General features: G+C 40.7%; 11 protein-coding genes. 5 read left to right on the forward strand and 6 right to left on the reverse strand.

The window, feature by feature from the left end:
• Positions 1-42: 42 nt before the first annotated feature.
• Positions 43-1,977 carry an oleate hydratase gene (locus I2F62_RS07280; protein ID WP_324626356.1) on the reverse strand — a complete coding sequence of 645 codons (1,935 nt, stop codon included), beginning with the start codon at positions 1,975-1,977 and terminating at the stop codon, positions 43-45.
• A gap of 369 nt (positions 1,978-2,346) precedes the next feature.
• On the opposite strand from I2F62_RS07280, the gene I2F62_RS07285 reads away from it, so the two are divergent.
• A complete protein-coding gene (locus tag I2F62_RS07285) occupies positions 2,347-3,489 on the forward strand; it encodes a DUF1624 domain-containing protein (protein WP_324626357.1) in 1,143 nt (380 codons plus the stop codon).
• Positions 3,490-3,538: 49 nt separating this feature from the next.
• On the opposite strand, the gene I2F62_RS07290 is transcribed toward I2F62_RS07285, so the two are convergent.
• Positions 3,539-4,078 (reverse strand): cysteine peptidase family C39 domain-containing protein, encoded by a 540-nt coding sequence (locus tag I2F62_RS07290; RefSeq protein WP_324626358.1) that lies wholly within the window; start codon positions 4,076-4,078, stop codon positions 3,539-3,541.
• A gap of 232 nt (positions 4,079-4,310) precedes the next feature.
• Between I2F62_RS07290 and ahcY the strand changes: the two genes are divergently transcribed.
• From ahcY to I2F62_RS07310, 4 genes are all read left to right on the forward strand, one after another.
• Entirely contained in the window at positions 4,311-5,693 is a 1,383-nt protein-coding gene (gene ahcY, locus I2F62_RS07295) for an adenosylhomocysteinase (protein WP_324626359.1), read from the forward strand.
• A gap of 440 nt (positions 5,694-6,133) precedes the next feature.
• Entirely contained in the window at positions 6,134-6,847 is a 714-nt protein-coding gene (locus tag I2F62_RS07300) for a 16S rRNA (uracil(1498)-N(3))-methyltransferase (RefSeq protein ID WP_324626360.1), read from the forward strand.
• Positions 6,848-7,306: 459 nt separating this feature from the next.
• Entirely contained in the window at positions 7,307-9,580 is a 2,274-nt protein-coding gene (locus I2F62_RS07305; RefSeq protein WP_324626361.1) for an NADP-dependent malic enzyme, read from the forward strand.
• Positions 9,581-9,660: 80 nt separating this feature from the next.
• Positions 9,661-10,899: a multifunctional CCA addition/repair protein gene (locus tag I2F62_RS07310; protein WP_324626362.1), complete on the forward strand. Its 1,239-nt coding sequence runs from the start codon at positions 9,661-9,663 to the stop codon at positions 10,897-10,899.
• Positions 10,900-10,937: 38 nt separating this feature from the next.
• Here the strand turns inward: I2F62_RS07310 and epmA are convergent, their stop codons facing one another.
• From epmA to I2F62_RS07330, 4 genes are all read right to left on the reverse strand, one after another.
• Complete coding sequence (gene epmA, locus I2F62_RS07315) at positions 10,938-11,909, reverse strand: EF-P lysine aminoacylase EpmA (RefSeq protein WP_324626363.1); 972 nt, start codon at positions 11,907-11,909, stop codon at positions 10,938-10,940.
• The gene (locus I2F62_RS07320) at positions 11,906-12,973 is read right to left on the reverse strand and encodes a 4-phosphoerythronate dehydrogenase (RefSeq protein ID WP_324626364.1); all 1,068 of its coding nucleotides are present in this window, start codon (positions 12,971-12,973) and stop codon (positions 11,906-11,908) included. Before I2F62_RS07320 ends, epmA begins: the two co-directional genes overlap by 4 nt.
• Positions 12,974-13,053: 80 nt before the next feature.
• Positions 13,054-14,013 (reverse strand): NAD(P)-dependent oxidoreductase, encoded by a 960-nt coding sequence (locus I2F62_RS07325; RefSeq protein ID WP_324626365.1) that lies wholly within the window; start codon positions 14,011-14,013, stop codon positions 13,054-13,056.
• A gap of 251 nt (positions 14,014-14,264) precedes the next feature.
• Positions 14,265-14,981, reverse strand: coding sequence for a FadR/GntR family transcriptional regulator (locus tag I2F62_RS07330; RefSeq protein WP_420713739.1), 717 nt, complete (start codon positions 14,979-14,981; stop codon positions 14,265-14,267).
• Between the last annotated feature and the right edge of the window lie 11 nt (positions 14,982-14,992).

The raw sequence follows: 14,992 nt of genomic DNA on the forward strand, positions 1-14,992 counted from the left end.
AAAGCCTCTATTTTTAGAGGCTTTTTTATAAGATATACCCAGTTATTTAAACCACTTTTTCCACTGCTTCAATTCCTTAAAGGCATTTTTAAATACAAAGGGCTGTGAATGCAATTTTGAAGATGCAGGCAAAATATGCTCGTAATACGTTCCTTTTAACAGATGGGTTAACAACCATTCACCTGGGAATGAGCCACCATCATTGAGGGCTTTGGCTGCTTTTAAAATTTGACGAATATCGTATTGTAACGGCGCGATATCTGGCACTTGTTTGTCTAAATTAAGCAACTGATACACCGCTAAACGCCCTGTTCGTGCAGAACTTTCAATGGTAAATACAATATCATTTTTGGTTTCAACAAACTGTCCGACCAAGCCTAAATTTTTGCAACCGTGCGGCACAACTTCTGGACGGTCACCTTTGGCACGTGGCATAAACATCGAGGTGATATATGGCATAAAGGCTGAACGAGTAATTGTATTGGCAATGACATCATCCACTTGGTCTAAAATTCCCAAGTGATAACACAATTCAGTCAAAATTTCGTTACCGGTACATTCAGGCATGGTTTTTTGTATGTAATTGCCGGTTTTATCCATAAACAAAGCATAAACCCAAATCACCAAAACATCGTTCGGTTGCGTTGGAAAATGCGGTTGACGGTTACAAGTAAAGCTAATTAACCAATTTGAATCGGTAATACTAATAATACCGCCTGTTACGGTTTTACCTGAATATAGGTCATTGACCGCGTATTGTTTGAGCTTGTCTACAAAAGCCGAAGGCTTACAGGTTAAGGTCACTGACTGCCAAGCCGAACGGGAAATATCCTGACAAAATTTTTCTGGCCGACCAAAAACAGGGCTTTTGTCCGCTAAATTTTTCCAAAGTTGCCAACCTGCACTTTGACCACTGACTTTCGGTTGGGATAAATCAATCGCTGCGGTGGTATTGTTACCGTAGGCGGTGTCTTCAGTCATTGAACCAGTGGTGATAATTACAAAATCTTTGGCGTCAATTTCAATCCGCTCAGATTTGCCATTGTGCTGTACCAACAAGGCGCGCACAATTTTTTCATCACCGTGTTGTTCTAGCTCTAAGTCTTGCACCAAAGTGTCTAATTGGATTTTGACGCCTTTTTTGTTCAAATCATTTCGTAGCGGGCGAATAAAGGTATCGTATTGGTTATATTTTGGGAAAACCACCACAGATAAATCGTGTAAACCGTCTAAGTCATGTAAAAAGCGGTGCATATACAATTTACATTCAAGCACGCTATGCCAATTTTCAAAGGCAAACATGGTGCGCCACAACATCCAAAAATTACTGTCTAAAAAACTTTGACTAAAATATTGTTCGATGGTGATGTCATCTAATTGTTCTTTTTTCTTTAACAGCAACTTCAGCATGGCCAATTGGTCTTTTTTGCTTAAACCAAAACGGCTAAAGTCTTGAACTTGACCTTGTTGATGAATTAAACGAGATTTTGAATAGTTACTGTCGTGATCATTCAATAATCGATATTCATCTAAAACACTATACGGTTCAGGCAACTCTAAGGCAGGAATATCCTGAAAAATATTCCAAATGTTGTCATAAGAATTGTCCATTTCGCGGCCGCCACGAATAAGATAACCCTCTTTGGCATTGCCTGCACCATCGAGCGAACCACCATCCACACTCAATTGCTCTAAAAAGGTAATATTTTCGGCTGGAATCGCACCATCTCGAATAAAATAATACGCCGCAGATAATCCCGCAATGCCACTGCCGACAATATAGACTTTACTGTTGGCGTACGATTGCGTGGGCACGGCGCGATTACGCTGATAATTGCCCATATAGTCGGCATTGGGAAATGTTTTGTCTGCGGTATTAGTTACCGCTTCGCGACTGGCATCGGGTTGATGCTCAACCTTACCGAAATTTTCTGATGTTTCTAAGATGTGATTAAATTTTGCTGTGATTTTTTCCACAGTTCTTCTCCGCATTTATTATTCAATAATTGTTCATAATGTCATGTTTATACAATATGCCGATTCGTCTCACTTTAAAAGATATATTTCTATAAATATCAACACATTAATCCGAGTGTTTTTGTCTGATTTAAACGTTAAATATCTAAAATTTAGATTAAGTCTATTTTACCAAAAAGTAAAATACATCATCTAAACAGCCCTACCTTTGACAAAATCACGAAAGCGTTTTGAATACATTGATGCGGTTTAAAATAAAAGCAAATTTAGCCTGTTGTATCTATTCAGATTATTTGAATAATTCTCTTTTACATCACTGTATTTTGTTATAGTATAACAAAACATAAAAACACATATTCATTTTATATTATGTCAGCTCCTAACCAACGTTTACAGGCAATTGATGCCTTACGTGGCTTGGTCATGCTCATTATGCTGCTTGACCATGTGCGTGAAACTTTTTATTTACATCATCAAGTCAGCGACCCCATGCAGATCGATCAACTTGAGCCAGATTTATTTATCAGCCGTTCACTCGCCCACCTTTGCGCGCCAGTTTTTGTTTTGCTTACCGGGCTTTCGGCGTTTTTGTATCAACAAAAATACGGCTTAAACATGACCCGCGACTTTTTACTCAAACGCGGTTTATTTTTAATTGGGCTTGAACTCACGGTCATTAATTTTGCATGGACGGCAAAATTCCCGCCCGATGCCTTATATTTACAAGTGATTTGGGCCATTGGTATTAGCATGTTGGCATTAAGTTTACTTATTGGCTTATCCAAGAAACTACTTTGGATATTGGCACTAGGCATTATATTTTTGCACAACACTTTAGACCACATCCATTTTCAATCAGAAACGCTGCAAGCATTTTGGAATGTTTTGCATCATCGTGGATGGATTGAAATCTCTGATTCTCTGCGCCTTCGCACCACCTATCCTGTTTTACCGTGGATTGGGGTGATTACACTTGGCTATTGCTTAGGACATGCCTGCTTTAAAGATGGCATAAGTTGCCTTGAACGTAATCAAAAACTACTTAAATTTGCTTTATCTGGATTGGGCATTTTTTTCGTGATGCGCGGACTAAATATTTACGGCGACCAACCTTGGCAACATTTAGGCAACATCAGCCAAAGTATGATGAGCTTTTTTAATTTAACCAAATACCCACCTTCGTTATTTTTTATTTTATGGAATGGCAGTTTAGGTATTTTATGTTTACTTGGATTAAACAAATTTGAGCATAAAACGTGGCTACGTCCGCTCATTGTTTTAGGTTCAGTGCCGATGTTTTTTTATGTGCTGCACCTCTATGTACTTAAAGCTTTATATTTAATGGCATTTCAAATTTGGGGAGCAAATCAGGGGCAATATTTTGGTGTTTCGGAGGTTTATCAACTGTGGATGATCAGCGTTATTTTAATGGTCTTGCTGTATCCTGCGGTGGTGAGATTCTCAAAATTCAAACACCAAAATAAACATATTGCGATTTTAAAATATTTTTAAACCTGCATTTGAGTGGATCACACGTATTAATTGATCCACTCCATTTCAATTAATTGGAACGAATAGCATTCGGCACAAAGCTTCGATCATCAATTAAAATCGCCTGCGCGCAAATGCCTTCTGCATGGCGTTGTTGCTCAAAAATCTGTTTAGGCATCGACTCGAAACTGTCAAAAAAACAAATCTCGCGGTCATCTATTGAATACACCAAAGATTGATTTCCAATGCCATCTAAGGTGTCGTAATAGACAATTGCCATATTACCTTGCTCAATTGAGTGCTGAATTTCGGCATAAGTTAAGGCTGCTTTTATAGGAATATTCAGCGCCTTGGCATCGGCATAACATTGACGTTCACTGGCACTAATATTTGGATCAGGTGCTGTATAAAACGACACATCAAAACCCAATTTTTTTAATGCCAAACTTAAAGCAATAGTAAAAGTACCTTCTTCTGCATCGTGTCGGCAAGCTTGGGCTAAATCGGCAATTTCAATGTGCACCCCATGATGTTGCAATAACATCCACAATGCAAATACGCCACAATTGGCTTCAAGATGGGTTAATGCATCTGGGATCTCAATTGCCATAGTCAAATTCCTTAAAATATTCGGCACGATAATAAACAAAAGCCGATTGGCACTAAAGTCTTTTCAAAGTACAATATTGCCAGTCGAGGGATGCTGCAACAATTTACTGGCCTATAAAGGTAAATTTGCTAGGCTCGGCGCTGCGGTCAGGTTTTTAAAATGAAGATATCCTGATCAACAACGGCATCCGCGAACTGAATGATCAATCGTTTTACAAGGAAAGGAGATCGTGATGAACGCGGTTAATGCTTCATTTACAGATTATAAAGTTGCCGATATTTCACTTGCAGATTACGGCCGTAAAGAAATTAAATTGGCTGAAGCAGAAATGCCGGCTCTAATGGGTTTGCGTAAACGCTATGCGGCAGCAAAACCACTGGCAGGCGCGAAAATTCTCGGCTGTATTCACATGACCATTCAAACTGCAGTTTTAATTGAAACTTTGGTTGAATTGGGCGCAGAAGTTCGTTGGACGTCATGTAACATTTTCTCAACTCAAGACCACGCCGCAGCAGCAATTGCAGCGAGCGGCGTACCAGTTTTTGCTTGGAAAGGTGAAACTGAAGAAGAATATAACTGGTGTTTAGAACAACAAATTAATGTGAATGGCACACCTTGGGATGCCAACATGATTTTGGACGATGGTGGTGATTTAACCGCATTGGTTCATGAAAAATATCCAAATGTATTGGCAGGTATTCACGGAATTACCGAAGAAACCACCACAGGCGTAGCGCGTTTGTTCGAAATGTGGAAAGACGGTTCACTTAAAGTTCCTGCAATTAACGTCAACGATGCAGTGACCAAATCTAAAAATGACAACAAATACGGTTGCCGCCACTCCCTCAACGATGCGATTAAACGCGGTACAGACATGTTATTGTCTGGTCGTCGTGCGTTGGTGATTGGTTATGGCGATGTGGGTAAAGGTTCAGCGCAGTCACTTCGTCAAGAAGGCATGATTGTTCGCGTGTCTGAAATTGATCCAATTTGTGCTATGCAAGCGTGCATGGATGGCTACGAAGTGGTTTCTCCATACAAAAATGGCGTACAAACAGGTAAAAAAGAAGACATCAATTTAGACCTTCTTCAAAATACCGACATGATTGTGACCACCACAGGGAACTACCATGTGTGTGATTCTGCCATGTTAGACACGCTAAAATCGGGTGCGGTTGTATGTAACATCGGTCACTTCGACACTGAAATTGACACCAACTATTTACGTGGTTACAAATGGGTTGAAGTGAAACCACAAGTTCACCAAGTGTACCGTTCAGAAAATGAAAATGATTATTTAATCTTGCTTTCTGAAGGTCGTTTAGTGAATTTAGGAAATGCTACAGGCCACCCTTCACGTGTCATGGATGGTTCTTTTGCCAACCAAGTGTTAGGTCAAATGTATTTATTTGATGAGAAATTTGCCGACCTTCCAGACGCAGAAAAAGCGGCAAAAATCCGCGTTGAATTGTTACCGAAAAAACTAGACGAAGAAGTTGCAGCCGCAATGGTAGCAGGTTTTGGCGGTGTACTCACCCAATTAACCCAAGTTCAAGCCGATTATTTAGGTGTGCCAGTTGAAGGGCCATTTAAAGCGGATGCGTATAAGTACTAAGATTGATCTTTAGTTATTTTAAGGGCAGATCTTTTTAGGTCTGCCCTTTTTATTCATGATGCTATTTTTCAGAATAAATTCAGCGAGACCGAAGAAACTTGATTTTAAAGCAATAAAGCTACGCGCAACTATTATAAGCCAGTGTTCTAGCCAAAGCCAAATATGCCAAATTCTTTTTTCAAATAGCGTTTTTTAAATAACAACTTTGCGCAAGTTTTGCAGATGATTATGGTATTTCCTATTTTTCCCGACAAAATTTAGCTCGAACCGAAGCTGATACAAAGATCTAATTCAACCTGTAAGACTCCAAATAGAATACACATTAAGTGATTAAATTTTAAAAGACGAACTTCTCTAACTCAGGTTACAATAGCCCTGACTATGCCATCGTTTGGCAATCCACCCTCTTTGATTTTACGCCCTAACACGAGTTCTCCCCTATGAGTCGATTTTATATAGAAGCAGCCTTAACCGTTGGTGAACGCTTAGAATTGACCGAAACGGTGTTCCATCACTGGGTACGTGTGTTAAGAGCGCAGTTGAATCAACAATCCACTTTGTTTAATGGCAAAGGTGGTGAATATGTGGTTGAACTGGATGAAATTAACAAAAAAAATGCTTTTGTAAAAGTTTTGTCATTTCATGCTGCCGACAAAACGCCCAAATTTCATGCCGTGCTCGGTCAAGTCATGAGTAAAGGCGACCGCATGGACTATGCCATTCAAAAAGCCACCGAATTAGGCGTAGCCCAAATTCAACTATTAACCAGCGAACGCTGCGAAATGCGCTTAAAATACGACCGCGACCAAAAAAAATTAGACCACTGGCAAAGTGTTGCCATAGCCGCGTGTGAACAATGTGGCTTAAACAAAGTGCCAGAAATTTTAGCGCCTATTTCTTTAACAGACTGGTTAAACCAAAGCTTACCCTCAACCAAACTTGTGCTTGCACCAAATAAGCAAGCCTTAAAACTTTCTGCCAATCAAATTGAGCAGGTTGCCTTACTGATTGGCCCTGAAGGTGGCTTAAGTGAAAACGAAATTGAGCTTGCCAATAATGCAGGTTTTCAAAATTGGTGTCTTGGTGAACGTGTGCTGCGTACCGAAACTGCACCTGTAGTGGCACTGTCCATTTTGAACTATATTGCAGAGTAAATTCATATTTTAAAGATTTAGTGGCTTTGCAGTTAAATTTTTTTATCAACTGCAAAGCTATAAATTTGGTTTAATTCATAAGAAATTCAAATAAATATCATGCTCACATTCTTTTAAAAACACAGTTGGCATAATGCAAAATAAGTATTGATCAACATGATATACGCCGCAGCAAAGCAAGGAAAAAAATCTTGATGATTTGGTTTTAATGACTGAATAAATCATTTAATCAAAAACTAAAAACATAGATTAAAAAACGGTATTTTATTCATAACTAAGGAAATAATAATGGCTCTAGCCCAATTGCATCATCACCATAATTTATGGAAATACCATTATACATACAAAAAATTAAGCACTTTTGAACTGTCCGAAGCCACAAACTAATGCTATATTCGATTAAATTTTTTGCCAGACGCTTGTTATGTTCTGGTATCAACTGTCGTATATGGAACGCAAATGGACGATCAAACTCTTAAGCAACAAGCATTGGATTATCATGAATTTCCACGCCCAGGTAAAATTAGTGTCACACCAAGCAAACAGTTAAGTAACCAACGCGACTTAGCGCTTGCCTATTCTCCAGGTGTTGCAGAACCGTGTTTAGAAATTGCTCGCGATCCATCCACCGCAGCGCGTTATACCGCACGTGGTAATTTAGTGGCTGTGGTGAGTAACGGGACTGCCGTTTTAGGTTTGGGTAATATTGGCCCACTCGCGTCTAAACCAGTCATGGAAGGCAAAGGCGTTCTGTTTAAAAAGTTTGCAGGCGTTGACGTTTTTGACATCGAAATTGCAGAAAATGACCCAGATAAAATTGTCGATATCGTTGCCGCTTTAGAGCCAACATTTGGCGGTATTAACTTAGAAGATATTAAAGCACCTGAATGTTTTTATATTGAACGTAAATTGCGTGAACGTATGAACATTCCTGTGTTCCATGACGATCAACATGGCACTTCAATCATTGTGGGTTCAGCATTATTAAATGCCTTAGTACTTACTGGCAAAAAAATTGAAGATATTAAAATTGTTGCGTCAGGTGCAGGCGCTGCCGCCCTATCTTGCTTAAACTTGCTTCGCGCATTAGGTGCAAAAAAAGAAAACATCATTGTTGCCGACTCTCGTGGTTTACTGACTACGTCTCGTCAAGGCTTAGATGATTCGAAAAAAGAATATGTACAAGATATTCCAGAAACGCAACTTGCAGAAGTGATGCAAGGGGCGGATATGTTCTTGGGTCTTTCTGCAGCAGGCATTTTGACTAAAGAAATGGTCAAAGTGATGGCTGAAAATCCAATCATTTTTGCACTTGCCAATCCAGATCCAGAAATTTTACCTGAACACGCCCATGAAGTTCGCCCAGACGTAATTATGGCAACCGGTCGTTCGGATTATCCAAACCAAGTCAACAACGCGCTGTGCTTCCCGTATATTTTCCGTGGCGCATTAGATGTCGGTGCAACCACCATCAATGAAGAAATGAAAATTGCCTGTGTGCATGCCATTGCGCGTATGGCGCATGTTGAAGCAGATGCAGCTGCGTATGGCGAAAAATCGGCATCGTTTGGCCGTGACTATATTATCCCGGGCCCACTAGATCAGCGTTTAATTTTAGAAATTGCCCCTGCAGTTGCCAAAGCAGCCATGGATTCAGGCGTTGCGACACGTCCAATTACCGACTTTACTGCGTATCATCAACAATTGTCAGAATTTGTTTATAACTCTGCCTTTATGATGAAACCCATTTTTGCCCAAGCGAAAAGTGCGCCAAAACGTATTGCTTATGCAGAAGGTGAAGATGTTCGTGTGTTACGTGCCGCACAAGTGGTGGTCGATGAAGGTTTGGCCTTCCCAATTTTGGTGGGTCGTACCCATATTATTGAAGCCAATATTCAAAAACTTGGCTTGCGCTTAGTCAATGGTCAAAATATTGAAATTGTTGATCAAGAAAATCATCCTGATTATCAAAAATTTGCCGATGAATATTACAACATCATGCAGCGCAAAGGGGTCACTCCTGAATATGCGCAGCGTGAAGCACGTCGTCGCTCAACCTTAATTGCCAGCATGTTGGTTAAATTTGGTCAAGCCGATGGAATGTTGTGTGGAACCTATTCAAGTTACGACATCCATTTAGACTTTGTTAAAAATGTGATTGGTTTGCAAGAAGGCCGCAACACGTTCTTTACTTTAAATGCCTTAATGCTTGAAGATCGTAACTTGTTTATTGCCGACACCTATGTCAACACCAATCCAACGGCGCAACAATTGGCTGAAATGACCATTTTAGCAGCTCAAGAAGTGCGTCGTTTCGGTATTGAACCACGTGTTGCATTGTTGTCGCATTCAAGCTTTGGTAGTAATGAATTCGATCCAAGCGCGCAAAAAATGCGTGAAGTGTATCGCTTGCTTGCAGAACAAGCACCTGAACTTGCGGTTGAAGGCGAAATGCACGGTGATGCAGCATTAGACGAAGGTATCCGTCAATTTGCATTCCCAAATTCACGCTTTAAAGGTTCAGCAAACTTATTAATTATGCCAAACCTAGACGCTGCAAATATTTCCTTTAACTTGTTAAAGTCAACTTCAGGCAATAACGTGACCATTGGACCTATTTTATTAGGCGCGGCAAAACCTGTACATATTTTAACACCAACCACAACGACCCGTCGTTTGGTGAATATGACTGCATTAACTGTGGCTGAAATCCAACAGGAACAACAAGCTTAACATTGCACAAATGCACACTGAACAGGCTTGTGTAAACCTCTATTCTGTAGCATGATTGCCTTCAGAATAGAGGTTTTTTCATGCGTATTTATTTAGTCGGTGGAGCAGTTCGAGATCAACTGCTAGGACACCCCTATCACGAAAAGGATTATGTGGTTGTTGGTGCAACGCCTGAGCAGTTATTGGCTCAAGGCTATCAACCTGTGGGAAAAGATTTTCCCGTATTTTTGCATCCTGAAACCAAAGAAGAATATGCCCTTGCACGCACCGAACGTAAACAAGGTGTGGGCTACCATGGTTTTGAGTTTTACACCGCACCTGAAATTACACTCGAACAAGATTTAATTCGCCGCGACTTAACTATTAATGCCATTGCGCAAGATGAACACGGCACAATTTACGACCCTTACCACGGCACACAAGATTTAAAACACAAAGTTTTACGCCATGTGTCGGATGCCTTTATTGAAGATCCTTTACGTGTATTACGTGTTGCCCGTTTTGCAGCGCGCTATTCTGAGTATGGCTTTACCATTGCCGATGAAACGCTTGAATTGATGCGAAGCCTTGCGCATTCAGGCGAATTGAATAGCTTAACCCCTGAACGGATTTGGAAAGAAACATCACGCGCCTTAATGGAAAAAAATGCCGATGTTTACTTTAAGGTTTTACGCGAATGTGATGCTTTAAAGGTACTTTTCCCTGAAATTGATGCTTTATTTGGCGTACCACAACGGCCTGAATTTCATCCTGAAATTGATTGTGGCATTCACACATTATTGTCGTTACGTCAAGCTTGCCAAGAAAATTATAGCTTAGATGTCCGCTTTGCAGTTTTAGTGCACGACTTAGGCAAAGCACTCACCCCTGCCGATGTTTTACCACGACACATTCTGCATGAAGAACGTGGCATTGCGCCTGTAACCGCATTGTCAGATCGCTTAAAAGTGCCTGCGCAAACCAAGCAGTTGGCCTTAGCGGTGTGTAAAGAACACTTAAAGTGCCATCAAGCACTCAAACTCAAAGCTGGAACGTTATGGCGTTTATTGCAACGATTGGATGTCCTGCGCCGACCTGAACGCGTTGAAGCTTTTATTCAGGCTTGCCAATGTGACGCACGAGGTCGTTTAGGCTTAGAGCATCGCCCTTATCCACAAGCCAATTATTTGTATAAAGCCATTGAATGCGTGCGTAGCATTAAAGCCCAAGATTTACCCAGCGATATTAAAGGCCCAGATATTGGCGAGATGCTGATTCAACGACGCATTGAAGCTTTGGCTCTGCTTAAACAACAAGCACAATGGCATGAACATTGTTAATTAAAATGATGCGTCATACCGCAATATGACGCATGTTGTTATGCAATAGATGCAGGGAATGTGATCACTTTTTCAAGCTGTAGCTGATGTTGTGCCACCATTAACAAACGATCAATCCCCAAAGCAATACCTGAACACGCAGGCATATTGGGTAACGCAGCCAGCAAATATTCGTCCAACGGCATAACATGTAAACCAAGCTTTTCTCGCTCTACATTGTCTGCGTCAAAACGACTGCGTAACACCGCAGCATCGACCAATTCATCGTACGCATTGGCAAGTTCTAAACCTTCAATATACACCTCAAAGCGTGCGGCAACCCATTCACCATCTTCATCTTGTTTGGTTTTTGCAAGCGACGCCATTTCGGGCGGAAAATCGGTTAAAAACACTGGCGCATCAAAGCCTAAACTCGGCTCTACAAAATGGGAAAACAGTAAATCTATATAACCCAAACGATCATCACCTAAATCTAAGTTTAACCCCACGCGATGCGCGGCATCTTTAAGCTGTTTGAGCGTTGCTTGTAAAGGATTTAAATCTAAACGATCCATAAAGGCATGTTTATAGCTCAGCACTACAGGCCGCAGCTCGCCAAAGCGTTCAGCCAAAGTCAGATTCAGTAAATCTGCGGTTTCATGCATTAAATCTTGCAAGCTAAAATTCGGTCGATACCATTCCAACATGGTAAATTCACTGTTGTGTTTTCGTCCGTGTTCATCATCACGAAAAACTTTACATATTTGATAAATAGGCCCACTGCCACTGGCAAGTAAGCGTTTCATGGCAAATTCAGGTGAAGTTTGCAAATAATGGGTTTGTTTTTTGCCTTGCAGATGGCGCTGCGCCTGTACAGAAGCCAAATGCACATCGGTCACCCCTGCTTGTGACAAAATTGGCGTTTCAACTTCAAGCACATCTCGCTTTGCAAAAAATTGCCGAATCTGCTGATACAACTTGGCGCGGGCTTTTAATGCATTTAAGTCACAGCTGGGTTGATAGCTCATCATGCAGTTGGCCCTCCATGCGCGGCCCACTCACGGCGTAGCGGATAATGCTTGCGCAAAGCATCAAAAGATAGCTGATCCACAAAGCCATGGTTTAAACACGCACGTAAATTGGCATCGTCTTGGCGAATATCATAAATTTGACTGAGATGATCTGCGAGCGCTTGTTTTAGTGGCAACTGAGAAAAATAATCCTCACCCACAGGCAGTTGGGTACGAAAATCTTTGCTTGGACTTTTTGCAAGATATTCACATAAAGCCTGATAAATCATTTGTGTCCCACGCGCCTTACCTTCTAAACTGTAACCAGCAATATGCGGTGTGACCAAATACACTAGCTCTAACAGTTCTTCTGAAATGCGAGGTTCATGCTCGAATACGTCTAGCACCACTTTACGCCCCGTTTGTAAAATATCAGCAATTAAAGCAGCTTCTTCAATCACTGCACCACGCGAACTATTAATTAAAATGGTGCTTGGCGCTAGGCTGGCCAAACGCTGCGCATTGAATAAATGATAGGTTGGGTATTCGCCAATGTGCGTTAAAGGAACGTGTAAAGATATGGCATGGGCTTGCTTGCATAGCTCAGACCAAGACACTTGGGTAATCGCATCTTGCTGCACAAAAGGGTCATAACCAATGACTTGCCAACCTAAAAGCTGTGCCATTTTTGCAAGTCTGCGACCAACATTGCCTAGCCCAACAATGCCTAAAGTAAAGCTTGAATTGGCATGCAGCAGTTCTGGTTGAACATGCAATAACGCCGCAATGACATATTCGGCAACCGCTTGTGCATTACAGCCTGCGGCATTGGCCCACGTAATTTTTTCTTGTTGTAAATAATTTAAATCGAGATGGTCGGTGCCGATGGTCGCACTGCCCACAAAACCAACTGGTGTATGTTCTAATAAGGCTTGGTTCACTTGCGTGACCGAACGAACACACAGCACATCGCAGTGTTTTAAATCTGCTTGAGTGAGTGTCCGTCCGGATTTTGTTTCAACTTCCGCCAAATCGGCAAAAAAATAGTCTGTAAACGCAAGGTTTTCATCTGCAACAATTTTCATCCGCTATTTACCGTAACTTTAATGTTCAGCATCATAACCGTTCAGAGAAAATTGCGCTATCTTGCACAACCTAACTTAGGTTAAGCCACTACATTTTGTGGCTGACCTGCAACAAAAGCATTCACGTTGTTTTGTAAAATATCAAATAAACGTTGCTGTGCTTCGTCAGTTGCCCACGCTACATGACCAGTCAGCATCACATTCGGATGTTTTTGTTGTAACACAACCAATGGATGATCGACCGGTGGTGGTTCTTGGTCTAAAACATCCGCGCCGTAACCCGCCAAATGCCCAGACTCAATTGCAGCAATCACCGCATCTTGATCGACCAAACCACCACGACCCACATTAATTAATAGGCTGCCTGCTTTCATTTTGGCAAGTACATCTGCATTAATAAACTGGCGTGTTTCGGCATTTAATTCGCAGTGTAGCGATAAAATATCAGCTTGCGCCAATGCGTCATCAAAAGGCACATAGCCTTCACGACATGAACGAGCTCCTTGGCGTTCGCTAAAAATGACCTGCATGCCAAAGGCTTGTGCTTTTTTCGCCAAAGATAATCCAATTTCTCCTTTGCCTAAAATAACCAAAGTTTTATTTTGCAATTCACGCATCGGCGCAGCCAAATAAAATCCACTGCTGCCCTTCGCCCAAGCATTTTGCTCAACGCCAGCCACTTGTGCAGGGAATTGCTTAATTAAATTAATCATGAAGGTAAAGGCATGTTCTGCAACTGCATCGCCCGCATACCCACGGATGTTGCATACGCGTACATCGTGCTGCTTCATTAACACTAAATCGACATGGTTATAACCTGTCGAACATAATGCCAGCAATTTTAAATTTGGATTATTTTTAAGTACCGCGTCGGTAACAATTAAGTCGCTCACAATAATAATATCTTGATCATGAACTTGCTGTTCAAATTCTTGCTGCGTCAAATATTGATGTTCGGTGTATTCCACAGGAAAATCAAAAGTAAATTTTTGATCTAACAAAACGTATTTTTCAACGCAAGTCACTTTCATTTGATTCATTACGCTATTATCCAAACGATATCTTCAAGTAAGACATCATACAATACCGATAATATAAGCAATGTAAAGTCATAAACACAGGCTTTTTGGTTTTCAATGCGCAATCGAATGTTCTGATGAAGAAGATAAAATAAGACCAGATTGCAGACAGATACTATTTAAGCGTTCATGTTCATTTTATGTATCATTTAAAATGACATAACAAAAAAACAGGTGCACATGCTCCTGTTTTTTTTAAGATAAAAGATCAATTATTGTTTAAATTTTTTAATGCTTTTAGATAAATGCGCACGCATCATTTGACGTGCCAACAAGCCATCTTTGTCAATAATCGCATTATAAATATTGACGTGGTCATGATGCACCGACTTCAAATATTCTTCACGGTTTTCGGGACTACGTTCAATGGATTTGACCCGCGCACGTGGAATAATTTTTTCGCCTAAATACTTTAAAAAATCGACAAAATATTGATTACTCGAGGCTTCAGCAATCGCAATATGAAAATCGTAATCTGCTTTGACTGTGCCATCGTTTGCGTCAGATGAAATATGTGATTCAAACTCATCTAAGGCAATTTTCATTTTATCGATATGGATTTGCTTGCGACGTTCACAGGCAAGAAAAACCGATTCCGACTCCAGACTAATACGTAATTCTAATAATGAAACAATATCGTGAATGGTTTCTAAACTGGCGTTAGACAATAAAAAGCTTTGCTCCACGGGTTGTTCTTTAACAAAAGTTCCAATACCGTGCCGAGTTTCTACATAACCTAAAGAGCGTAATTCTGTAATCGCTTCGCGAATGACTGAACGACTGACACCATATTGCTCAATCAATTCAAGTTCTGTTGGAATTTTCTCACCAACGGCAAGTGCACCTGACTGAATTTTATCAATAAATTGCTCGACAATCACCTGACTGAGCTTTTTTGTTGATCTAGATTTTGTCATACGTGACGCCATTGAATAAACTC

The sequence above is a fragment of the Acinetobacter sp. MD2(2019) genome (genome assembly GCF_035615615.1).
Taxonomy (GTDB): domain Bacteria; phylum Pseudomonadota; class Gammaproteobacteria; order Pseudomonadales; family Moraxellaceae; genus Acinetobacter.

Bases quoted from the DNA above. Each gene is read 5' to 3' on its own strand.
- I2F62_RS07285 (WP_324626357.1), top strand. From the start codon at position 2,347: ATGTCAGCTCCTAACCAACGTTTACAGGCAATTGATGCCTTACGTGGC.
- I2F62_RS07290 (WP_324626358.1), bottom strand. From the start codon at position 4,078: ATGGCAATTGAGATCCCAGATGCATTAACCCATCTTGAAGCCAATTGT.
- ahcY (WP_324626359.1), top strand. From the start codon at position 4,311: ATGAACGCGGTTAATGCTTCATTTACAGATTATAAAGTTGCCGATATT.
- I2F62_RS07300 (WP_324626360.1), top strand. From the start codon at position 6,134: ATGAGTCGATTTTATATAGAAGCAGCCTTAACCGTTGGTGAACGCTTA.
- I2F62_RS07305 (WP_324626361.1), top strand. From the start codon at position 7,307: ATGGACGATCAAACTCTTAAGCAACAAGCATTGGATTATCATGAATTT.
- I2F62_RS07310 (WP_324626362.1), top strand. From the start codon at position 9,661: ATGCGTATTTATTTAGTCGGTGGAGCAGTTCGAGATCAACTGCTAGGA.
- epmA (WP_324626363.1), bottom strand. From the start codon at position 11,909: ATGATGAGCTATCAACCCAGCTGTGACTTAAATGCATTAAAAGCCCGC.
- I2F62_RS07320 (WP_324626364.1), bottom strand. From the start codon at position 12,973: ATGAAAATTGTTGCAGATGAAAACCTTGCGTTTACAGACTATTTTTTT.
- I2F62_RS07325 (WP_324626365.1), bottom strand. From the start codon at position 14,013: ATGAATCAAATGAAAGTGACTTGCGTTGAAAAATACGTTTTGTTAGAT.
- I2F62_RS07330 (WP_420713739.1), bottom strand. From the start codon at position 14,981: ATGGCGTCACGTATGACAAAATCTAGATCAACAAAAAAGCTCAGTCAG.